General features: G+C 62.3%; 19 protein-coding genes. 11 read left to right on the top strand and 8 right to left on the bottom strand.

All coding sequences use genetic code 11. From position 1 onward, the window contains the following. From VHD36_04530 to VHD36_04540, 3 genes are all read left to right on the top strand, one after another. On the top strand, positions 1-652 hold a 652-nt coding region (locus VHD36_04530; protein ID HVU86561.1), incomplete at its 5' end, for an ABC-2 family transporter protein. Between the two features lie 3 nt (positions 653-655). Continuing rightward, a complete protein-coding gene (locus VHD36_04535) occupies positions 656-1,489 on the top strand; it encodes an ABC-2 family transporter protein (GenBank protein HVU86562.1) in 834 nt (277 codons plus the stop codon). An 86-nt stretch (positions 1,490-1,575) separates the two neighbouring features. Continuing rightward, positions 1,576-2,040 (top strand): transposase, encoded by a 465-nt coding sequence (locus tag VHD36_04540; GenBank protein HVU86563.1) that lies wholly within the window; start codon positions 1,576-1,578, stop codon positions 2,038-2,040. A 71-nt stretch (positions 2,041-2,111) separates the two neighbouring features. On the opposite strand, the gene VHD36_04545 is transcribed toward VHD36_04540, so the two are convergent. Further along, positions 2,112-2,360: a hypothetical protein gene (locus VHD36_04545; protein HVU86564.1), complete on the bottom strand. Its 249-nt coding sequence runs from the start codon at positions 2,358-2,360 to the stop codon at positions 2,112-2,114. Between the two features lie 169 nt (positions 2,361-2,529). Here VHD36_04545 and VHD36_04550 point away from each other — a divergent pair, with 169 nt between their 5' ends. Both VHD36_04550 and VHD36_04555 read left to right on the top strand, forming a co-directional pair. Beyond that, positions 2,530-3,396 carry a sugar phosphate isomerase/epimerase family protein gene (locus VHD36_04550; GenBank protein ID HVU86565.1) on the top strand — a complete coding sequence of 289 codons (867 nt, stop codon included), beginning with the start codon at positions 2,530-2,532 and terminating at the stop codon, positions 3,394-3,396. Positions 3,397-3,406: 10 nt separating this feature from the next. Then, positions 3,407-4,387, top strand: a complete 981-nt coding sequence (locus VHD36_04555) for a UbiA family prenyltransferase (GenBank protein HVU86566.1) — start codon at positions 3,407-3,409, stop codon at positions 4,385-4,387. A gap of 36 nt (positions 4,388-4,423) precedes the next feature. Here the strand turns inward: VHD36_04555 and VHD36_04560 are convergent, their stop codons facing one another. Beyond that, the gene (locus VHD36_04560) at positions 4,424-4,714 is read right to left on the bottom strand and encodes a hypothetical protein (GenBank protein ID HVU86567.1); all 291 of its coding nucleotides are present in this window, start codon (positions 4,712-4,714) and stop codon (positions 4,424-4,426) included. A gap of 307 nt (positions 4,715-5,021) precedes the next feature. Here VHD36_04560 and VHD36_04565 point away from each other — a divergent pair, with 307 nt between their 5' ends. Next, entirely contained in the window at positions 5,022-6,089 is a 1,068-nt protein-coding gene (locus VHD36_04565; GenBank protein ID HVU86568.1) for a potassium channel protein, read from the top strand. 2 nt (positions 6,090-6,091) lie between these two features. On the opposite strand, the gene VHD36_04570 is transcribed toward VHD36_04565, so the two are convergent. The 4 genes from VHD36_04570 to VHD36_04585 form a co-directional block, all read right to left on the bottom strand. Further along, positions 6,092-8,092: a tetratricopeptide repeat protein gene (locus tag VHD36_04570; protein ID HVU86569.1), complete on the bottom strand. Its 2,001-nt coding sequence runs from the start codon at positions 8,090-8,092 to the stop codon at positions 6,092-6,094. A 128-nt stretch (positions 8,093-8,220) separates the two neighbouring features. Next, positions 8,221-10,317, bottom strand: coding sequence for a tetratricopeptide repeat protein (locus VHD36_04575; protein ID HVU86570.1), 2,097 nt, complete (start codon positions 10,315-10,317; stop codon positions 8,221-8,223). A gap of 219 nt (positions 10,318-10,536) precedes the next feature. Further along, positions 10,537-10,884, bottom strand: a complete 348-nt coding sequence (locus VHD36_04580) for a hypothetical protein (GenBank protein HVU86571.1) — start codon at positions 10,882-10,884, stop codon at positions 10,537-10,539. 331 nt (positions 10,885-11,215) lie between these two features. Beyond that, a complete protein-coding gene (locus VHD36_04585; protein HVU86572.1) occupies positions 11,216-12,697 on the bottom strand; it encodes an MFS transporter in 1,482 nt (493 codons plus the stop codon). Between the two features lie 467 nt (positions 12,698-13,164). On the opposite strand from VHD36_04585, the gene VHD36_04590 reads away from it, so the two are divergent. From VHD36_04590 to VHD36_04610, 5 genes are all read left to right on the top strand, one after another. Next, the gene (locus tag VHD36_04590; GenBank protein ID HVU86573.1) at positions 13,165-14,445 is read left to right on the top strand and encodes a glycosyltransferase family 39 protein; all 1,281 of its coding nucleotides are present in this window, start codon (positions 13,165-13,167) and stop codon (positions 14,443-14,445) included. 119 nt (positions 14,446-14,564) lie between these two features. Continuing rightward, on the top strand, positions 14,565-17,708 hold the full coding sequence (locus VHD36_04595) for a hypothetical protein (protein ID HVU86574.1): 3,144 nt from the start codon (positions 14,565-14,567) through the stop codon (positions 17,706-17,708). Positions 17,709-17,861: 153 nt separating this feature from the next. Beyond that, on the top strand, positions 17,862-18,176 hold the full coding sequence (locus VHD36_04600) for a hypothetical protein (protein ID HVU86575.1): 315 nt from the start codon (positions 17,862-17,864) through the stop codon (positions 18,174-18,176). 141 nt (positions 18,177-18,317) lie between these two features. Continuing rightward, positions 18,318-18,596 (top strand): hypothetical protein, encoded by a 279-nt coding sequence (locus tag VHD36_04605; GenBank protein HVU86576.1) that lies wholly within the window; start codon positions 18,318-18,320, stop codon positions 18,594-18,596. An 11-nt stretch (positions 18,597-18,607) separates the two neighbouring features. Continuing rightward, complete coding sequence (locus VHD36_04610) at positions 18,608-19,441, top strand: TatD family hydrolase (GenBank protein ID HVU86577.1); 834 nt, start codon at positions 18,608-18,610, stop codon at positions 19,439-19,441. An 88-nt stretch (positions 19,442-19,529) separates the two neighbouring features. Here VHD36_04610 and VHD36_04615 read toward each other — a convergent pair whose 3' ends face one another. Both VHD36_04615 and VHD36_04620 read right to left on the bottom strand, forming a co-directional pair. Continuing rightward, on the bottom strand, positions 19,530-20,855 hold the full coding sequence (locus VHD36_04615; GenBank protein ID HVU86578.1) for an alkaline phosphatase family protein: 1,326 nt from the start codon (positions 20,853-20,855) through the stop codon (positions 19,530-19,532). 186 nt (positions 20,856-21,041) lie between these two features. Continuing rightward, positions 21,042-21,887: a GNAT family N-acetyltransferase gene (locus VHD36_04620; protein HVU86579.1), complete on the bottom strand. Its 846-nt coding sequence runs from the start codon at positions 21,885-21,887 to the stop codon at positions 21,042-21,044. Between the last annotated feature and the right edge of the window lie 71 nt (positions 21,888-21,958).

Consider the following 21,958-nt stretch of genomic DNA (forward strand, 5'->3'; position numbering starts at 1 on the left):
GCTGGCCGGTTACACATACGAAGAAATGGTCGCCTACCTGCTGCTGACCAACGTCAGCCGGGCCTTTTCCAGCATGCCGGGCCTGGCTTCGACGATCGCCCTGCAAATCCGCAACGGCGAAATCAAGAAGTTCATGATCCAGCCGATCGACATGATCGGCTTCCTGCTTCTCTCGCGGGTGGCGCACAAGCTCGTCTATTACATGGTGGCCTTCGGGCCGTACGCCCTGATCTTTTATCTCTGTCGTGGATTCTTCTCGGGCTGGCCCGACGCGGCGACGATGGGTGCTTTTCTCGTGTCCCTCGTGTTGTCGTTCCTGCTGGGATTCTTCCTCGAAGCGACGCTGGGGATGGTGGGCTTTTGGATTCTGGAAGTCAGCTCGCTGTTGTTCGTGTATCAGTTGTTCAGCTTCTTCTTCTCGGGCCAGATGTTCCCGATCGATATCCTGCCGGACGTGGCGCGACAGATCGTCGATCTGCTGCCGATTCCGTACATGGCCTATTTCCCGGTGGCCGTATTCCTGGGAAAGATCGTGGGCCGTGACCTGGTCGTGGGCCTGGTTGTTCAGGCCGCCTGGGTCGTGTTCTTCGTCATCGCCAGCCGGCTGGTGCTGAAAGTCGGTCTCAAACGCTATAGCGGGTACGGGGGTTAGCTGATGGCGGCCCGCGAAAAGCCCTCCTACCTGCGAGTGTTCCTCACGTTCGCCCACAACAGCCTGGTGCGGGACATGACGTTCCGCGCGAACTTCATCATCGATTGCGTGGCGTCGCTCTCGTGGGTAGCGATTCAGTTGGCGTTTTACCTGCTGATCTTCAAACTCTCGCCGTCGATCGGACTGGAAGGGGGCTGGGGCAAATACCAGTTCCTGATCTTTCTAGCCACGACGCTATTTGCCAACAGCCTGGTCGGCGCCTTCTTCATGCCGAACCTGAGCGAGTTCAGCGAATTGATCCGCACCGGCAATCTCGACTTCGCCCTGCTGAAGCCGATCGATACGCAGTTCCTTATCTCGTTCGCGCGGGTCGAGTGGTCGGCATTGTCGAACTTTATCTTTGCGTTTGTGGTGATGATCGTGGCACTGTTTCACCTGGACGCCTGGCCGCAGCCCGTGCAGTGGCTCTTGTATCCGATCTACATGCTGTGCGGCGTGGCGATGCTGTACGCGCTGATGATCGCGCTTTCGAGCCTGAGCGTGTGGATGGGCAGAAACCAGAACATCTACGATTTCTGGTTCTACATCACGAACTTCTCGCGCTACCCGATGGAGATCTACGAAGGACCGATCGGCACGCCCCTGCGGAAGATATTCACCTTCGCCATTCCGATTCTGGTCGTGGTGAACGTGCCGGCGCGAATCCTGGGCCAGCCGCTCGAGGCGCAAAACTGGCCGCTGGCCGGCTTTGCCGTCCTGGTCACGATTGCGAGTCTGGCCGGCTCGCGCTGGTTGTTCAAAAGTGCGCTGGGAAGCGACCGCAGCGCGAGCAGTTGAGAACCAGGCCACGTCATGGAACCTGTAGCCGGGGTCTGTGACCCCGGAGCGAATCAAGATCACATTCGATCTCAAACGGTTTACCAATGAACGGCGGCCATCTGACAAGGCTCGACCGAATCTGGGCTGAGCAACCGGTTTTTTTCATCACCACGTGTACAGCGTCTCGACGGCGCCAACTTTCGTCACCGCAAATGCACACCATTTGCTGCGACGTTTGGAGCATCGTGTCCGAGCGCCATGGCTGGCGCGTTGGCCGTTACGTGCTCATGACCGACCACGTCCATTTCTTTTGCGCGCCGCTAGAAGCGTGTCGGCCGCTGTCGCTGCTCGTTGGAAAATGGAAGGAATGGACCGCCAAGCGCGCAGCCCGCGAACTTAATCTTGCCGTTCCTCTGTGGCAGGAAGAATTCTTCGATCACGTGCTACGATCGCAGGAAAGTTACGAGCAGAAATGGATCTACGTTCGAGATAATCCGGTCCGAGCAGGGCTTGTTTCCAATGCCAACAACTGGCCATATCAAGGTGAGTTACAAGAGTTGCGATATTAAGCAGCACGCGATTGGCTTCCTCCTTCGTCCTTCAGTCCCGGGGTCGCAGACCCCGGCTACAGAAGAAAGGCCTATATCACCCAAAGCGCTGCCAGCACCATCAGGCCGATCATCGTCAAGACGGCGATCAAGAACCATAGGCTGCCGGCCGCCGACGGCGCCCTTGAACGTGGCGTGATGTAATCGCCGCACGCGGGGCAGCGCTCGGAATCCTCGTACACGCTTGCGCCGCAGCTTGGGCAGATATATTCGTCGTCACCGGCATCGTCCTCATCGTCCGGTTCCGGATCCTCCCAATCCTCCAGTGGGCGGCGCGACATGGCGATTTTTCAACTCCCTAACCGTATGGGGAAAACAAGCTTGGCCGCGACAAATCACGCCTCTGACGGCCACGCCTGTCTTAGCATAGAATAGTTCCTCAAAGCTGGCCTCCTACCGGGCGGGCCCTGTTGTGCCGCCTGTATCTCCCCACCTACGATCCGCATCCGCATGCAACTTGCCTTCAGCTCGAACGCCTATACCCAGTTCCCGATCGAAGAAGCCGCCGCGCGGATTGCCGCCGCGGGCTATACCGGCATCGAGCTACTGGCCGACGTGCCGCACGCCTGGCCTGTCGGGCTGTTGCCCGCGCGTCGGCAAGCGATTCGCGAATGCCTGGCGGCAAACAATCTGACGGTCTCGAACGTCAACGGCTTCATGATGAATGCCGTGGCCGATCCGCGGCAACCGTATTGGCATCCGTCGTGGATCGAGCCCGACCCGAACTATCGCGCTATTCGCCGTGAGCATACGAAACGCGCGCTGGTGCTGGCGAAGGAGATGGGGGCAAAGAATTTGCAGACCGAGCCGGGCGGACCGCTCGCGCCGGGCCAGACCTGGCGCGAAGCGGCCGATATCTTTTACGAAGAGCTGATGCCGTGTGTCGAAGTCGCCGAGCGTTTGGAAGTCGGCCTGCTGATCGAACCGGAACCCGACCTGATGATCGAGCGTTTCGGCCAGTTCCTGGAATTTATCGAGCGCATCGATTCTCCCTGGATCGGATTGAACTTCGACATCGGCCACGCCTTCTGCGTCGGCGAGCAACCGCAAGATTGGGTCGCCCCGATGGCGCCCTACGCCCGGCATTACCACTTCGAGGATATTGCCTCGACGCGCGTCCATCGCCACTTGATCCCCGGCCACGGGGCCATTGATTTCGCGGCCGTGCTGAAAGCCATTAAGGCGACCGGCTACGACGGCTGGATCACGGTCGAACTGTATCCCTACATCGATCAGCCCGACGAGGCCGCCCGTGCGGCGTACACTTATATGGCCGAGGCGATGGCGAAGGTGGGCATCGATTTCCAGAAACGGTGAGCGTCGGGCCATGGCAACCGAATCGGAACCGGTCGTGCCCGAACTCGATAACGATCCGCCGGGCATGAGCGCGCGGGCGTGGCTGCAACTGTTCCGGTTGCCCAACGTCTTCACGGCGATGGCCGACATCTTCCTCGGCTATCTGCTGGTACACGACTCGCTTGAGCCCTGGTGGAGCTTTTTGCTCCTGCTGGGGGCGTCTTGCCTGTTGTATACCTCAGGCATGATTTTGAACGACGTCTTCGACGTTGCCGTCGATCGTCAGGAGCGTCCGGCGCGGCCCATCCCCTCGGGCCGCATTCCACTCTCCGTGGCTTTGCACACGGGCGGAGTCATGCTGGGTTCGGGCGTGGCGTTCGGATGGGCAGCAAGCGCGCTTGTCGGAGAGGCGCGCCCTGGCATCGTGGCCACGGCACTTGCCGTAGCAGTGCTCGCTTATGATCGAGTACTCAAGCGCACGCCGGTGGCCCCATTGATTATGGGGAGTTGCCGCACGCTCAACGTCTTGCTCGGCGCAAGCACGGCCGCTGGTGCCTGGCACACGATTCACTACATCGTGGCCGCGGGCGTGGGGCTGTACATTACCGGCGTCACCTGGTTTGCGAGGACCGAGGCACGGCAGAGCAACCGGATGGCACTAGCCGCCGCGACCGTGGTGATGGCCGCGGGCCTGACGACGCTCGCCTATTTCCCGTCGGCAGTGGACGACGCGCTCGAGCTGGCCTGGACGCCGCTTTACGCGTTAGAAATCGGCTCGCGCTGGTACGTGCTGTGGGGATTGCTCGGGCTTTTGATCCTGCGGCGTCCCGCCGCGGCGATTGCCGAGCCGATACCACGGCGCGTGCAATTGGCCGTGAAGGAATGCATCCTCTCGTTGATCGTCATCGACGCCGTAGTCTGCTATTCCGTGCGCGGCGTGCCGTGGGCGATCGTCATACTTGTTCTGCTCGTCCCGACACTTGTTCTCGGTCGGTGGATCTACTCGACGTAAGAATCCGTGTGAGCACGGTCGTCGCGCAGCGCCTTGCTACGCGAGCGAATAGGTCCCATGCCCGGCGCGGCGGAGCTTGCCTTCGTCGGCCAGCGCTTCCCAAACGGCTTTCGGATATTGATCCGGGGGCGTGATGCCCGCAATCGAAGAATGGCCGCCCGAACTCGTCGGCCCACGCCCGATGCGTGACGCATCGTCGAGCTGCGTCAACTTCAACCGCTTCTTGAAGGCCTTGAAGGCGGCCTTGAGAACCTCGGGGGACGGTGGCGCGGGCTGCGCAGCCTGGCCGGCGGTTACATCGGGAGAATTGGAGGGCGTTTCCGACATGTTACTGGCTCTGTTCTGAAGGATTTCGGGCGGCACGAGAAGCAAATCCCATCGCTCGAACGTTCTGGCCAGGTATCAATTTACCCTTCGCCTGCCCGCTCGCTAGTCTCGCGATTGGCGGGCTTCCAACGCCCAGCATTTGGGCATACCGCTCCGTCGCAAAACGGCGCCGCCGAGCGAGAACTCCGTAAGGCCCGGGGTGAACCGGGGCCAAGGCCGGGAAACGCCCTAAAACAGGACCCCGGCGCGGGATTTGCGTGCGCCCCAGACGCGTCTTTCGATTCCCTGTCTTTCTCGCCGCGTTCTCATGAACAGTTCCGCGCGCCGCGTCATCATCGGCGGAATCTTCTTCGGCCTCACCTGCGTAGCGGCCGTGGTGGGCTACATGGCGGCGGGATGGCACATGCTCGACGCCATCTACATGGTCGTCATTACCGTCTTCGGCGTGGGCTACGGCGAGGCCAAGCCGCTCGATAACTCGGTCCTCAAGATCTTCACCATGGGGGTGATCATCGCCGGCTGCTCGTCGGGCATTTACGTCGTGGGTGGTTTCGTTCAAATGCTCGCCGAAGGCGAGATCAACCGCGTATTGGGGACTCGTCGCATGTCAAAGGGAATCGAACAGCTCGAGGGGCACACGCTGATCTGCGGCTACGGCCGCGTCGGCCAAATGCTGGCCAGCGACCTGGCGGCCGCCGGTCAGACGTTCGTTGTGATCGACACCTCGGAAAGCCGTGTGGGCGAGGCCCAGGCCGCCGGCCATCTGGCGCTGCTGGGAAGCGCCTCGGAGGAACGCACGCTGGAAGCGGCCGGCATCGCGCGCGCCAAGGTGATGGCGGCCGTGCTGCCGGACGACACTGCGAACGTGTTCGTCACGCTCACGGCGCGCGATTTGAATCCGTCGATTCAGATCATCGCCCGGGCCGAATCGCCTTCGACCGAAAAGAAGTTGATGCGCTCGGGCGCCAATCGCGTGGTGCTGCCTACGCTGATCGGCGCCACAAAGATTGCGCACATGATCGTGCGCCCCTCGGCCGAAGATTTGTTGCAGGAAACCGCCGGCAAAACGCATCTGAACGAAGAGCTGAAGCGAATCGGGTTGGAGCTGACGGAAATCGAGCTGAAAGCGGCGTCGCCACTCGTGGGTCAAAAAGTGGGAAATGTCGAGGTCAGCGGACAGGGCGGATTCGTCGTCGTGGCGATCAAGCGCGCGGACGGGACATTGGTTCGTGCGCCCCAGCCCGATACGTTACTGGCCGTGGGCGACATCTTCATGATTCTTGGACATGAGGAAGCCTTACCCGAGATTGCCCGCCGCGCGAAACCGCGCGCCGTCATGAACTATCGCGGCGCTAAGGTGCAACTGCCGGGTTAGGTTTACGGTCGCGGCGTCAATGGCGCCTGCGGAACCGGCGGCGTCACTTGCGGTTGCCCGCCGCCGTTCGCCAGCGACTCCCGATAGGACCTGGCCCAGGCTTCGAGACGCGCCGCTTCGGCCGGCTGCCCTTGTTCGCGGGCCGTTTGTACCGCCGACGCGGCGGCCGCCAGCGCACGCTCCGGCTGCTTTGCCTGCGCACAGGCAACGGCCAGATTCGCGTGGGCCTGGATCGATGGCTCGAGGCGCAACACCTGTTCGAAATGCTCAATTGCTTCCGCGCCCTGGCCGGCGCCGACGAGCAGAATCCCCAGCCTCTTATGGGCCGCGGCGTAATCGGGTTTTAGTCGCAGCGCCTCGCTATAATGTTGCCGCGCCGATTCCGGCTTGCCTGCCGTCTCGTCCAATTCCGCAAGCGCGTAATGTATGCGGTAGTCGGGCAAGAGCGCGAGCGCCTGCTCGTATTCGCTTCGGGCTCGATCGGTTTCTCCCTGCTTCACGAGCAGCCGCGCGTAACTGAAATGCAGCGCCGCCATGTCGGGACGCAGGCGCAGCGCCTCTTCGTAGTGCTCTTTCGCCTCGGGCAGCCGGCCCGCGGACTCAAGCGCGCCGGCCAGGCTTTGATGCCCCACGAAGTTCGGCGCAAGCTGGAGGGCCCGCTCGTAATGCTGGATCGCCTCGTCGACTTTCCCCGTTCTTTCCAGCGCGTCTCCCAGATTGATTTGCACCAAGGAATTCTCGGGCTGGTGCTTCTCGGCGTCGCGCCACAAGGTGACTTCGTCGGCATAAACAGCCACGCGCCGCACGTCGAGCAGGAGATAGCAGCCGGCCGCGCACAATACGCCGACCATCGTCAGCCGCAGTGGCAGAGCCTCGTTCGATCGGCGGCCGCGCGAGATTCGTCCAGCGAGCATGCGGCTCGACAACGCGTAGCAACCGGCCACGACCCATGGAATGACCGCCGCGAGCACGAGGTACAAGCGGCGCTCGGCGGCCACCTCGGTGGCGATCGGCACCAAAAGCGTTGGTGACAAGACAATAAGCGAACTTGCGCCGACGAATCCCAACGATTTGCCACGATGCGTCAACCATGCAACGGTGGTTGCAAGCACCGCGGCCCCGATCACCCAGGGCCACGCGGCTGCAACGTCCGGAAAATACGGCATCGCATAATGAATCACTAGCGGCCACGGCCAGACAATCAGTTTCAAATACAGAAACAACACTTTCGACTGCGTCAACCACCACTCAGGACCCGTCACACCATTACCAAAGCCGACGACCGGCGTGCGCGGGCCGTGCAGGTTCAGTGCAGCCAGCGGCAGCCAGGTCAGGATCAGGCCCAGGTACAGCGGCCACGAGGCGCGCAGCGCCTGGCGAAACGATCCGGCGACAAACGTTCGCTCGTAAAGCAGGACGACCGCCGGAACCGTCGCGCACGTCTCCTTACTCAACATCCCCAGCAGGCAGCACAGCACGGCCAACGTCAGCCAGCCAGCACGGCCGCGCGTGGGCTCTGCCGCCCAATAACGCTGCGCCATGTACATCGTCAGAAAATAGCAGAGTGCCATCAGCACTTCCGTGCGCTGTGTGATATAGACAACGCATTCCGTTGCCAGCGGGTGCAAAGCCCATAGAAGCGCCGCGGCGATTGCCAATGGGTCCGCCACGGCAGCAAACCGTTCCTGCAAGAACGACCGTCGCAGCGTCCGTCGAACGATCGCCGCCAGAACGATGGCCGCTAAAGCGTGCAGTGCGATATTCGTCGCACGATACGATCGCGGGTCCAACTCCGCGAAGTGGTAATTCGCCGCCAGGGACAGGTTCACCACCGGTCGGCCATGCACCGGAGATCCCGGTGCGGGTTGCAGCGGGCTGTACTGGCCCGAAAAGCTTATCGCCGGCCACAAAAAGCGTATCGAGGGATTATGAACGACCGTGGCCAGGTCATCGAAGATGAACGGCGCGCTCAGCGAATCGCGATACGTCAGTCCGATAGCCACCACCAGCAGCACCGCGCCGCCCCAACACCACGCCCTGGCATGGCGGTTTTCGGCAACAACTACGCGAGCGCCATTGGGTGGATCCCTTCGCGGTGCCGCGGCCGACGTCCGATCTTTCCTGCGCGCGTTCATGGAGCTTTGCCATCGGGCAACGCCCGGTCGGAAGTCGCGGCCGGCAATGATTGGTGGTAGCTTTTCGCCCAAGCCTCTAACTGCGCCGCCTGGTCGGCTTGTCCTTGCGAGCGCGCCATGAGCGCTCCGGCTTCCGCCATCGCCAACGCCTCCTTCGAGCGGCCGATGCGCGAATAAGCAATCGCCAGATTGCCACACGCGTCGGCCGAAGGGGGCATACGGCGGAATTGTTCGATGGCCTCGCTGACCTCACCTGCCTCCATCAAGAGCAGGCCTAGCGCACGCCGGGCTGCGGCAAAATTGCCTTGCGCACGGATCGCGCTTTCATAGTGCTCACGCGCCGCAGCTCGGTTTCCCTCTTGTTCCGCTAATCCCCCCAGCGCGAAATGCGCTCTGGCGAAACCGGGGAAAATGTTCACCGCCAGTTCCAGTTGGCCCTTCGCTTCCTGTGTCTTGCCGAGCCGGCGCAACGTCTGCCCCAGACCGTAATGGCCTGCGGCCATCTCCGGATTGAGCCGCACTGCTTCCTGATATTGCGGTTCCGCTTCCTCGAAACGCCCGGTCCCGGCCAAGGCTTCGGCCAGGCGAAAATGACACATGAACAGGTTGGGCTGGATCTGCACCGCGCGCTCGTAATAAGGAAGAGCTTCCGCGCGGCGCCCCAAGTCTTCCAGAGCGCCACCGAGATTCAACAGCACGAGCGGGCTGTCGGGCTGATTCTCAGCCGCGTCGCTCCAAAAGGCATAGGCGTTTTTGTAAACCTCGAGCCGCTGTACGTCGATCAAGCCGTATGCGCCGGCCAGCACGAGCGCGATGAGCAGGGTCATCATCAGCGGAGCGTTGCTGGTCGACCGGCGGCGTGACGAGGCGCGCCTTTCGACGATGTGCCGGACGAGCATGTAGCAGCCCGTGACAGCAGCCGGAATTACTGCGGCCAGGGCCACGTACATCCGCCGCTCGGCGGCGACTTCGGTGGCGATCGGGATCACAAGCGTCGGTGAAAGAATGGCAAAGAACCAGGCGCCGACAAAGCCCAATGCCGTCCCCCGCGCCACGAGGACCAAAACGCCAATCAACAAAACCGCCGCGCCAAGCACCCAAGGCCACGCCAAGGCGACCGTGTTCAGGTACGGCATTTCGTAGTGTACGACCAAGGGCCAGGGCCAAATCGTCAATTTCAAGTACAGGAACACCACCTTCGCCTGCGTACACCACCACTCGAGCGCAGAAATACCCAGGTGAAAGCCGCCGGCTTCGGTGCTCGGCCCTTGCAAGTTCCACAGCGCGAGCGACAGCCATGCCGTGGCAAGCCCGAGATAAAGTGGCCACGACTTTAGCAGGGCACGCCGGAACGAGCCTTGCAAGAAAGTGCGCTCGTACAACAGCACCATCGCCGGTGCAGAGAGCATCATCTCTTTCGTGAGCATCCCCAACTGGCAAGCGACGGTCGCACAAACCAGCCAGGCCGCGCGAGTCCCACGACGCTCGGCCGACCAATAGTGCTGGGCAAAGTCGAGCGTCAACAAATACATCAACCCCATCAACACTTCATTGCGCTGGGTCACATAGGCGACCGACTCGGTATTGAGCGGATGCAGAGCCCATAGAAGCCCCGCCGCAAACGCCAGCGGATCAGCGACTGCGGCGAACCGACCTTGAAAGAATTCGAGGCACAACGTGCGTCGCACGACCACCGCCAGCACAATGGCCGCCAGTGCGTGCAACACGATATTCGTTATGCGGTAGCCGCGCGGGCGCAGTTGGCTGAAGTGGTAGTCGATCGCCAGCGACAGGTTCGCCACGGGCCTGCCCGTAACCGAGGTTTGCGGCGGCGGCTGGAGCGGACCGCGACGATCGGAAAAACTCACGAGCGGCCACAAGCTTCGAATCGACGTGTTTCCGATGATCGTCGGCACGTCGTCGAAAATGAAGGGGCCGTCCAACGGGCCGCGGTACGTGAACCAGACGGCCAGCGCGATAACGAACGCCCCGGCCAGGCGTCCCACCTGACGCAGGCTGATCTTCGATCGTGAGCTACCCGGCGCGATCTTGCCCGAGTTCTCCTGGCCAGCAGCGCGTGTCCGATGTTTCATGCCTGCGTGCTGCCAACCAGCAGCCAACGATTCCGCGCGCGGCAAGAGCCGCTTTCGGCGCTAGAAACGCCCCACGCAAGAGCAACATCCAAGGGCTGCTACAGCATGACCGCCGCTGACAAGCGGCTCGGCGGCCATGCATGCCTCGTACTCTGCGCGTCGCGTCCATAGCGAACGATCGATGCGACAAAGCACTAGCCTAAGTCCGCCGGCCGCGGCTTACCAGTAGCGATAAACCGTGCGGGCCCCCCACGGACGAACGATCGTCCGGGCACGCACGGGTGCGTAATACACAGGCGCCGGAGCATAGTACGTCGTCACCGGAGCGACGACGGGAGCCGGAGCGACAATCGGAGCGGGGGCCACGACGGGCGCCGGGGCAACGACGGCCGGGGCGGCAACCACGGGTTGCTGCACGATCACCGGAGCCTGAGCCACGGTAACCGGAGCGTACACCGGATAGTTGATCGGCAGGGCCGACTGCACCGTATCCAAGCGGTAGGTTCCGGCACCGGCCGTTCCGATACCCAACAGTGCAATCGCGGCTGCGGTCAGAATCGTCTTCATATTTCTCGCTCCTGTCGTTTCGCGCCACTTCACGAGCGGCGCGGTCTCTGTCGCGAAACAGTTATGTCTACGCGACGATGGGAATTTTGTGCGGTTGTCGCGTGCGTTTTTCGCAACGCTGTGGAAACGTAGTTTATCGCTGCGCACCGCGGCGGACAAGGAATGCAACGCTGGCCAGCACTGCTGTCACGCAGCGCCCGCGCATGCGGAATAATCGGCAAAGTCGTTCGTCACTTGCGCGTGAGTCGCGGCAGATCCGCGATAGCAGGCAAACGGAAATCTTCGACGACGTGCGCCACTCGACGGCAATCGTGTCTTCGAGCGCGCGTCATCACGCCTGGTCGGCGCGCGAGTCGACGTACACGGCTTCTTTGGCCGTGGGGCGATGGCTGGTTTCCACTTCCTTACCACCAGGGCCGATCTCGACGAGCTTGTAGCCGCCGATCGCGCGGAAGTAGAGCAACAAGAGCAAATACCCAACCGCCATCGTGGCCGGGATGGCAGCCGTGACTTTCAGCGCCATCTGGCCGCCATAGTCGGTAGCCTCTTTCACTTCGGTCGCGGCCTCGCTGTCCTTCGGCAGCTCCGCGACTTTCGTACCGTCGAATCCGGCGACGGGCGGAAAGAACAGGAAGTGGTTCTGCTCGTCCGACTTCACTTGCTCGAAGACCGTCGGATTCAATTGCTGCAACTTGGCCGACGCGTTGACATCTTGCGTGTAGCCGATGCCCGGTCCGCCCAGCAGGCCGGCCGACAACATGCCGATACCGCCCATGGCGCCCATCGTCAGCGCGCCCCCCTTGGGAAAGCGTTCGCCGACGACGCCGAGCATGGTGGGCCAGAGAAAGGTCTTGCCGACGCCGTAAATCGTGGCCGCCACCAGAATGCCCACCGTGGTGCCGGCGCCCAGCATGTTCCCCATCATGAACAAGCCGGTCGAGCCCAACAAAGCACTCACAAACAGCAGACCAAGCGGATTGATGCGTTCGACGATCGGCCCGGCAAAGAAACGCAATACGAACATCAGGCCCGCCGTGTAGACCAGGAGCAGCACGCTGTTGCGAATGTAGCCGCCCATGATGTTCGTAATCCAACTGTCCGTTCCCAGTTCGACGTATCCGACCAGGGCGTGCAAGAACAGCAAAAACAACAGGACGGGGGCCGCGAACTCGGCCAGCATTTCGCCAAACTTGACACCAGCGGCCCGGGCTTCGGAGATGGGGAATTTTTCCTTGAATGTGATAAACCCATACCACAGCGTCGGCACCAGGAAGAACACCATAGGGATTTCCCAGCGCAACTGCGTGACGACGCAGCGCTCGCCGACAAAGCAGAAAGCCAACAATCCGCCCAGGATCAATCCGCCCGGCCAACCGGCGTGCAGGATATTGAGGTAATGCGTTTTCTGTTTTGGATAGAGCGTGGCGACAAGCGGATTGATGGCCGCCTCGCACATGCCGTTGGCCAGTGAGAACATGAACATGCCGACGTACAGGCACCAGTACGTCGCGTCTTTGCCGGCCGCTTCGAACACAGGCGTGGCGGCCAACGTCACCAAGGCCGACGACACGTGCAGCAAAAACGCGCCGATCAGTAACGCCTTGTAACCGACGCGGTCGGCAAACAGGCTGAAGCCGATGATCGTAAAGGCCATGCCAGTCAAGCCGCCACCGGTGATCGTGCCCAGCTCGGTCTTGGTGAAACCGAAGATGCGGCTCCACTCGGCCAGCACATCGCCGCGCACGGCAAACCCCATTCCCGCCGCGATCAGGGTCAGGAAGCTGGCCCAAAAGATCTTGCCGTTGGACTGCATTACCGATGTCTCCGAGTGCAAAGAATTCGACAGCTCAACCGCGCCAGGAAAAGTCCCGTTCGTCACTGCTTGCTTGCTGCGCAAGGTGCCATCACCGCGCGTTCGAGCTTCAAAAGCAACAGGTAGGACCGGTCGCGGGCGCGCCAGCAGCAAAAGCGGACTGTGGAGTATAACCCCGGCACCGCCTAGGTAAATCATTTCCCGCGAAAATTGCAGCTTTCGCATCTCCCTTGAACCCCCAGCTGCGAAGTAAATGGCAAAGCTTACGGGTTATGAAAGGGTTGCAGGCTTCCCGAGATCCTGCGATCAGATGACGCTCGAGCCGTGCTGGCATTCCTGCGCGAAGCCGTTCGGAAGCGCATGTCGCGGGCCCTCAGGCTGCCTTGACCCTGCGGCGCAAATCGCCGTAACATGTGCGGCCTTTCTGAGTTGAGCGTGGACCATTCCCGTCGCGCGAGCCGCCCCCGATGAGCTTCGCGAAATTCGCCCGCAGCCCACTCGTGTGGGTTCTGATCGTCGCGCTGGCGATGCGCCTGGGCATGGGGCTGTGGTGGCAAGCGCAACTTCCGCCCGGCGCGCGATTCGCCTTTCCCGATAGCGAAAGTTATTGGTCGCTTGCCGGGGCGATGGCGCGCGGCGAGCCCTATGCATTCGGTACGCCGCCGGCCATGGTCTTTCGCACGCCCGGCTATCCGTTGATCCTGGCCGGGCTATTCATTACGGCGGGGCGCGAGCCGCCCGTCAGCGCGGCGATCGCGCTCAATGCCGTGCTCGGCGTGCTCGCCGTGCTCGGCGTTTACGCTTTGGCCGTGCGGCTCTTCGATCGTCGCACGGGGCTCGTCGCCGCGACGATCGTTGCTCTCTATCCCGGCGCGATCGGCACGAGTGTCTTTATCCTGAGCGAGGCGGCCTTCTGCCCGCTCTTGATCGCGCAGCTACTTGCCACAACGCTTGCCTGGCAAAGCGCGGGAACGAAGGCCACGATCGCGCTGGCCGTCGCAGCCGGTTGCTGCGCGGGCGCGGCCTCGCTCGTCAGGCCCAGCTGGCTCCTCTTCGTCCCCTTTGCCTTGGCTGTCGGGCTCCTCTCGGGACGTCACTTGAAACGGCACTTACTGTGCGGCGTTTGTTCGCTTGTCGGGCTGGCGATCGTCATGGCTCCTTGGTGGATGCGCAACTATCGCGTCACCGGGCATTTTGTGCCCACCACGCTGCAAGTCGGCGCCAGCCTGTACGACGGATTGAATCCACGCGCCACAGGCGCAAGCGAGATGTCGTTTGTGCCCGGGTTCGTGGCCCTCGAAGAGCAGGAGCCGGAGGGGGGTGAGTCGTTCGAATATCGGCTCGATCGCCGGCTGCGAAGCGCATCGCTCGAGTGGGTCGAAACGCATCCTGGCCGAGCTTTGCAGTTGGCGCTCGTTAAGTTCGTGCGTATGTGGAACGTGTGGCCGAACGAGGCCGAGTTCCGCAGTTGGCCGATGCGCATGGCCGTGGCCGCGACGTATGTGCCTTTATTGCTCTTGGCGCTCATCGGCGCGTTTCGATTCACGCCGCGCGGCTGGTCCTATGCGCTGTGCTGGCTGCCGGCCGTGTACCTGACTCTTTTGCACATGATCTTCGTCAGCTCGTTGCGCTATCGCGAGCCGGCCATGTTGCCCCTGGCGATCCTGGGCGCCGGCGCGCTCATGTTTTATCCGCCGCACAAAGGCCAAGGATCGGCTCCCGCCGCGGGCGATCTGCGCGAGGCATAACCGCCGCACCCGACCCGCGACGTCACGGCGACCACGATCGATTCCGAGGTAAGCAAGGACGCTTTCCGATTATCAAGCCGACGATCAACTTCTGCTGGTTCTTCTTCAAATGGGGAACGGTGGCCACCGTGATTGGTGTGCTGGCCGCGGCTCCCTATTTGTATCGCCGGCTGGACGAGACCGCACGCCGATACGTCGAGTCGATGTTCGCCAAGCACTACAAACAACAAAACCTGGAAGTCAGCGTCCATTCGGCCGCGATTGTCGAGGGCGGAATCCAGGTGCGCGGCGTCTCGATCGTCGATCCGCATGCCGACGGCCCGCGCGCCGAGCTGGCCTATCTCGACGAGCTGTTCATCGTCTGCGACACGGATCTGAAGACGCTCGTCCAAGGCATGCCGACGATTTCCGAGATCATCGCCCGGCGTCCTACGATCCGCGCCACCCACCGGCCGGATAAAACCTGGAGCACAAGCCGGTTGTTTCCGCTGCCACACTTCGGCGATCGGCCGCCGCTGATCACGATCGAAGCAGCTACGCTGGAACTCTTCGACCCGCTCAAGAACACACCCAAGTCATTCACCGTTCGCGACGCGTATTTCAAAGTCGGTCGTTACAACGGTGCGCAGGCCAAGCCCGGCCATCCCCTGCTGGCGATCAACGGGTATTGCGCGGCCGAGAGCATCCGCCGCGTGGAGCTTGCCGGAACGTTCGATCCTGCGAGCGGCGGCATCACGCTCAGCGGAATCGTCGACGGCTTGGATGTCACGCCCGAGTTGGTCCGCGACATTCCCTACGAATGTCCTCAAGGGCTGAACTTGCTGGAAACCTTGCGAGGGCAGGTGAAGGGCAAATTCGACGTGCGTTACGCGGCCGGCGCGCCGGTCCCTTGGACCTACGACATCTCGGGGCAACTCAGCCGCGGCCGCCTGGACGATTCGCGCTTACCCCACCCGCTCACCGAGCTGAAAGCCGGGTTCCACATTACCAGCAGTGGCTTCGCCATCGACGATCTGACCGCCAACAGTGGGCCGGCAACCATTGCCCTGGCGGTGCGGCGCGACGGTTTCGACGAGAAGGCGCCGATGACGCTCGTGGCGCATGCGACGCAGCTCAAGCTCGATCGGCAATTGTCGGCGATCTTGCCCGACAAGTACCAGGAAGCCTGGCAGCAATCGCAGCCCGAGGGGGAAATCGATCTCGATGCAACGCTCCAATTCGACGGCGTGCAATGGACGCCCGACGTCGCGGTGGCGTGCCATAACGTGGCGTTCACCTATCCAAAATTTCCCTATCGGCTCGAGCACGGCTCCGGCCAGGTTACGTTGCGCAATAATGCGCTGACGGTCGACATGACAGCCTACAGCGACGTCGAACCGGTGCGCTTACGAGGCGACATTCGTCAGCCGGGACCCGATTGGACGGGCTCGGTGACGGTCGACACGCGCAATCTGCGCGTCGATCAAAAACTGACGCTGGCCCTGCCGCCCAAGCCGCGCGAAATCGTCGAATCGCTGAACGCGCGTGGTTCGATCGGGCTGTTCGTCCACTATCATCGCGAGCCCAATTCACCGCTGCACAGCCGCATTTCGATCCGTCTCAACGGCTGCGACATCCGCTACGCAAAGTTCCCCTACCCGCTGCACAACGTCCGCGGCATCGTCGAGTCGAACGACAAGACGTGGATCCTGCAGGATCTGCAAGGCACGAACGACACGGGCCTGGTGCGGTGCCAGGGGGACATGAAGCCCGGGCCCGAGGGAGACGTGTTGGTGCTGCACTTCGCGGCCATGAACGTGCCACTGGAAGAAGAGCTGCGCGATGCGCTGCGTCCCTCGGCACGGCAATTGTGGAACGAACTGAATCCGACGGGCGCCGCCGACCTGCGCGTCGACGTCGTTCACCAGACCGGCTGGCGCGACCCGCAGATTCATGTCACGGGTGCGCCGGTACAAGACACGGTGAGCGTGCAGCCACGATACTTTCCGTACCGATTGGAAAAAGTGCGCGGTCAGTTCGATTACCAGAACGGCCGCGTGATCCTCGATCGTTTGGCCGCGCAGCACGGTCCGGCAACCCACGTGACGGGGCGAGGTTTCTGCGAGGTCGACGCCGGGGGCGGCTGGCGGCTGCACCTGGAGAACCTCGATTGCAACCGGCTCACGACCGACCGCGACCTGATGCAGGCCTTGCCGCCGAAGCTCAAAAAGGCCATGACCGACATGCACCTCTCGGGCCCGGTCGCGCTGCGCGGCCGCTTCGACCTCTCCAGTTCCGGTCGGCCGCAAGAGCCGTTGCGCGCCGGCTGGGATTTGCGCTGTGATCTGCACCAGGTGCGCATGGCCTACAGCGTGCCGCTGGACAATATCAACGGACGCTTGTGGCTGGGCGGAGAATTCGACGGCCGCGAGTTCCGCTCGCGCGGCGAATTGATTCTCGATTCGCTGACCTACAAGGACTTTCAGTTCACCGAAGTGCGCGGGCCGGTGTGGATCGACGATCAGAAGCTGCTCTTGGGCGCGAGTGTGCCACCGCCGCAAGGAGAACCGGTCCGCAGCGTCACAGGACATTGCTGCGGTGGCTCGGTTCGCACCGACGGCTGGGTTTCGTTCGGCGCCAATTCGCATTACAACTTCGACGCCGTCGTGGTGCAGGCCCAGCTCGCGCGGTTAGCGCAAGACATGTTGGCCGGCCGTCAGAAACTGACCGGCGATATTTCCGGCCACGTCAACATTCACGGGCAAGGCTCGAGCTTCAATCTTGCCGAGGGCGCGGGACATGCCGAGCTACGGAACGCCGACGTGTACCAATTGCCGGCAATGGTCTCGTTGCTGAAGATCCTCAGCCTGCGCGTGCCCGACACGCACGCCTTCTCGACGAGCGATATCGATTTCCATCTGGCCGGCGAGCACATTTACTTCGACCGAATCAATTTCAGCGGCGACGCCATCAGCCTGCGCGGCACGGGCGAAATGGGGACCGACAAACAGCTGCAATTGATGTTCTACACCGTCGTCGGTCGCGACCAATGGAAAGTGCCCCTGGTGAGCGACGTCCTGGGCGGCGCCAGCCAGCAGCTCATGGCCATCTACGTCGACGGCTCGATCAATCATCCGGAAGTACGCAAAGAGGCGCTGCCGGCGGTGAACGAGGCGCTGCGCGAAATTCAGGCCGAGCTGCAAGCCATGGGCACAGGCACAACCAACGCACCGTCGGGAACACGCCAACAACCGAATCAAATGCCGGCGCAACGACGCTATTAGCCAGAAGCGCCAGCGAGGGACGCATGGCGTTCGTGCCGCGCGGGAAAACCCTCGCTGGCGCTTCGGGCTGATATGAGAACTGCGAGTCGATTCCTTCGGAATTAGTGCGGTAGTGAACGTCCATTTCCTTATCCATCTAAGGATGGTCCGCACATGAGCATCAGTCCCCTATCGCCAATGCATGACATGGCAGCGGTCCCCTTGGCCCAGGCCAAGGGACCCGCGGCGGAGCGCGCTGCGCACTCGGCCGACGCCCGGGCACGGCTCGTCGAGGGACAGCGACGTTCGGATGCGGCCGCCGCGCTCGACGGCGCCGCGGGAGACAACGACGTGCCAGACGACCGCGAATCGGCCGAGCGCCCACCCTGGCAGGCCTCGCATCAATCCACGCCGCGCGACACCGTCCCGGATGCTTCCGGCGATCAGCCCGATAGGGCGCTAGGCGGCAGCCTCGATCTGACAGCGTAAACCGTTTGTCACACGTCGGACTGTTGCGGCCGGCTACCACCGCTGAGCGGTGCGGCTTGATTTCCGGTCTTCCTCGGTCAAAACTTCAATAGGCGGCCCATCGTGGTTCATGCCGCCTCCCTCTCAGCCGGGGCCACAGCCGTGAGCAACTCTGCGACCGCACAATCGGTACTTGATCGGGAATTCCTCGAGCTGCGCGCTCGTATTCTTGAGCTGGGGGCCGCGCTCGATCGCTTGGATCGGGCCGGTGGCCCGCCGGCCAACGATCCGCGGATGGCCGCCATCGGGCAGGCCCTCGACGTGCTGCGAGCAAAACATGCCCACGGTGCCGAAGCCGATCGGGCCGAGCAGGTGCAACTGATCTTTTCCATTCCTTACGACGAAGCGTGGCGCACGACGCTCGGCGTCCGCCCTCGTTAGGTAGCAAGCGCATGTACTACATCGACCCGCACATTCACATGGTCTCGCGCGTCACCGACGATTACGAGACGCTGGCCAAGATGGGTTGCGTCGCGGTGAGCGAGCCTGCCTTCTGGGCCGGCTTCGATCGCGGCAGCGTCGACGGCTTCCGGGACTATTTCCGCCAACTGACGGAGTTCGAGCCGAAGCGCGCCGGCTGGTATCGGGTGCAGCACTTCACCTGGCTGTGCATCAACGCCAAAGAGGCCGAGAACGTCAGCCTGTCGCGCGAAGTCATTGCCATGATTCCGGAATTTCTCGATCGACCCGGCGTGCTGGGCATCGGCGAGATCGGGCTGAACAAGAACACGCGCAACGAATCGATCATCTTCCTCGAGCACCTGGACCTGGCCGCTAAGACCAACGAACAAATTCTCATCCACACGCCCCACCTGGAAGACAAGTTCAAGGGGACGCGGATGATCCTGGATATGCTCTGCGACGATCGGCGCCTGGATCACGGCCGGGTGCTGGTCGATCACGTCGAAGAACACACCATCCGCCACGTACTCGACGCGGGGTTCTGGGCCGGCATGACGCTCTATCCGGTGAGCAAGTGCAACCCGCAACGGGCCGTCGACATGGTCGAAATGTACGGGCCCGAGCGGCTGCTTGTGAATTCGGCCGGTGATTGGGGGCCCTCGAAACCGACGGCCGTGCCCGACTTCATCATGGCCATGCGTTTGCGCGGGCATCCCGAGTCGTTGATCCGCCGGATCGTGTACGACAATCCGCTGGAATTCTTCAGCCAGAGCCGCGGCTTTCAATTCACACCGCCCGAATTGCCGGAAGCGGCGGAGCTGTAGCGTCAGGACTTACCAGCCCGAAGCGCCAGCGAGGGTTTTTTGTGAGGAAGTGCCGTGGCATAGCGCTCGCTCGACTGCCCACGTTTGCTCACATCCCGTACTGCCGTAGCACCAGGTCGCACACGTCGGTGTCGGCCAGGGCGTTGCCGACCAGCACGCCGCGCTCGGACGAAACGATGACGCCGCGTTGGAAAGGCTCGCGGGCCGGCGCACCGTGAGAGCCGCGCACCAGGTTGGCATTCAGCGGAATGCCCTTCGTCGCCGGATCGAAGAATAGCTCTACCGGGTCGTAACCGGGCTTGCGATGAATGTCCACGGTGCGGGCGAAGCCCGGCGCCCGCGCGTCGTCGAGCCAGTAGTAATACGCCTGCCAACTGTTGGGCGTCGAGACGAGCACCACGTCGCCCGATCGCTCGTGCCGCAGGCCATAGGAATTTTGGTCCGACGCGAGCAACACCTCGGCGAATCCTTCGCGGTCGCGAAACAACTCCGCCACGCGCTCGATCGTCGCCGGATCGCGATCGCGCACAAAAACGTGCGAGAACTGATGATCGACAAGTGCCCAGGCCGCGCTCTGGGCGAGGTCAATGTGCTCGCCATCGTTGCGCGCGTTGATTTTCAAGAGCCCGGCTTCGCGCAAAACCCGATTCGGATACGTCACGTGATCGACCGGCACGATCGCGTATTCGCTGGCCACGAGCCACAAAGGTTCGCGTTCGCCATAGATCTGCCTGAACGCGCTGAGCAATTTTCCCAGCACTTCGTCGAGCGCTGCAAGTGCAGCCTTGGCCTCGGGGCTGTCGGGCCCGTTCTTCTGCGCCGCGTAATCGAGGTGCGGCAGATAGACGTAAAAGAAATCGGGCTTCCAGGTGCGCGCCGCGTGAATGGCTGAATCGATGATCCACGCGCTCGATTTGATGTTGGCAATCGGTCCCCAAAAGTGTTGCAGTGGGAAATGGCCCAGTGCGTCGCGTAGTTCGCCGTACAGTTCGGTCGGCTTTGTGTAGCACCACAGGGATTCGGTGCCGTCAGGATTGTGAATCGGGGCCGGCGTGCAGATGTAGTCGGCGCCACAACCCTTACTATGCAGCGGAAACCACACCGCCGACGAGATGCCCAGGTCGCGCTCGTGCAGCAGGTCCCAAATCTGCGGCCGCTGGATGCAATCGTTCCAGGCGGTCCACATTTCGATTTCTTGCTTATCGCGCCAGTAAAAACCATTGGCCACCACGCCATGCTCGGCCGGCAGCGCGCCGGTGGTCATGGCAGACTGCACGGGGCATGTCACGCAGGGAAAACTGGGGACCAGCGCGGTTTGCTCGCCGGTTGCGGCGAGCCGGGCCAGGTTCGGCATCGCGGCAATATCTTGCGCGCGCAATCCGGGAATCGATAAGAGCACAACTCGCTCAGACATGTTTTGCTATCCCGCGGTATTTGAAAACCGACGGTACGGTGAGTTAGAGAATCGGATCGGAACAATCGTCCCGCGATTGTAACGTAGAACCCGACCGCTGTCGCGCGGACGTGCATTCTGTAGCCGGGGTCTGTGACCCGGAGAAGCGCGCAAATCTAACGGCCTCGCAGAGGCCGGCTACAGGCATTACCCCAAGCCGAAACTCACCTGGCCGAACAAGCATTCCGGATCCCCCTGCGCTCCAGTACCGCCACGGCGCATATGCCGCAGCCGACGGATGCGGTGCAATCCCCGACGTTCCAAAAGTTCCACGGCCCACTGGTTCGACCGCGGCACGAGGACGTGCGCCGACGGCTCGCCATCTAATCTCACGGCCGCATCCAGAAGCTGCTCGGCCGTCTCGATGTCGTCGGCAACCCACGGCCCGAGCACGACGCGCGCGAAGGCGTAACCAGTGATCCGGCCCTGGGCGTCGCGAGCGACCAGCGCGCGGTCGGGCGTCTCGGCAAGCAGGATCTGCAATACCGTGCCTCGATCGGCGCCGAAGCGAATCCGGTCGAACGCCGACACTTCGGCAAGCATATCCGGCGTCATTAGCTCAACGCTTCCGCCGGCAAAACCACTGGCGCCTGTGACGTCCCCTTCATATTCATAGGCTTGCGAATCATCGACGAAGCCCAATTGCTCGTACAGCGCGGCGCCGGCCTCGGTGGCGTCGAGCAATACGACGGGACAGCCATGCTCGTCCAAACGCGCCAACACGTACTCCATCATCTTTCGAGCGATGCCACGACGGTGGTACGCCGGATCGACTCCCATCAGGGCCACGTAGGCGAAACGGCCAAAGTCGACGGCCCCAACAGTCGCCACGACTCGGTCGTCGAGTATTGCCACGCACTGATTGCCCGGCTGCGCGGCGCCGTTGAGCCGCAGCATCGGAATGAAGCTGTGCGTCCGATCGAATGCGGACTGCAGAATGCGATCGACCACGGGCAGATCGGCTTCGACAAGCGGACGGATCGTGATCGACATCGGCTCGGGGCTTCACTCGTGGTCAGAGAAATCGAACGGCATTTGCCCTGATCGTGAGCAAGACAGCGGCG

The organism is Pirellulales bacterium (assembly GCA_035546535.1).
Lineage (GTDB): Bacteria > Planctomycetota > Planctomycetia > Pirellulales > JACPPG01 > JACPPG01.

Coding starts and splice junctions, on each gene's coding strand:
- VHD36_04565 (HVU86568.1), top strand. CDS start 5,022: ATGAACAGTTCCGCGCGCCGCGTCATCATCGGCGGAATCTTCTTCGGC.
- VHD36_04600 (HVU86575.1), top strand. CDS start 17,862: ATGAGCATCAGTCCCCTATCGCCAATGCATGACATGGCAGCGGTCCCC.
- VHD36_04615 (HVU86578.1), bottom strand. CDS start 20,855: ATGTCTGAGCGAGTTGTGCTCTTATCGATTCCCGGATTGCGCGCGCAA.
- VHD36_04610 (HVU86577.1), top strand. CDS start 18,608: ATGTACTACATCGACCCGCACATTCACATGGTCTCGCGCGTCACCGAC.
- VHD36_04555 (HVU86566.1), top strand. CDS start 3,407: ATGGCAACCGAATCGGAACCGGTCGTGCCCGAACTCGATAACGATCCG.
- VHD36_04545 (HVU86564.1), bottom strand. CDS start 2,360: ATGTCGCGCCGCCCACTGGAGGATTGGGAGGATCCGGAACCGGACGAT.
- VHD36_04585 (HVU86572.1), bottom strand. CDS start 12,697: ATGCAGTCCAACGGCAAGATCTTTTGGGCCAGCTTCCTGACCCTGATC.
- VHD36_04560 (HVU86567.1), bottom strand. CDS start 4,714: ATGTCGGAAACGCCCTCCAATTCTCCCGATGTAACCGCCGGCCAGGCT.
- VHD36_04540 (HVU86563.1), top strand. CDS start 1,576: ATGAACGGCGGCCATCTGACAAGGCTCGACCGAATCTGGGCTGAGCAA.
- VHD36_04535 (HVU86562.1), top strand. CDS start 656: ATGGCGGCCCGCGAAAAGCCCTCCTACCTGCGAGTGTTCCTCACGTTC.
- VHD36_04580 (HVU86571.1), bottom strand. CDS start 10,884: ATGAAGACGATTCTGACCGCAGCCGCGATTGCACTGTTGGGTATCGGA.
- VHD36_04590 (HVU86573.1), top strand. CDS start 13,165: ATGAGCTTCGCGAAATTCGCCCGCAGCCCACTCGTGTGGGTTCTGATC.
- VHD36_04550 (HVU86565.1), top strand. CDS start 2,530: ATGCAACTTGCCTTCAGCTCGAACGCCTATACCCAGTTCCCGATCGAA.
- VHD36_04575 (HVU86570.1), bottom strand. CDS start 10,317: ATGAAACATCGGACACGCGCTGCTGGCCAGGAGAACTCGGGCAAGATC.
- VHD36_04620 (HVU86579.1), bottom strand. CDS start 21,887: ATGTCGATCACGATCCGTCCGCTTGTCGAAGCCGATCTGCCCGTGGTC.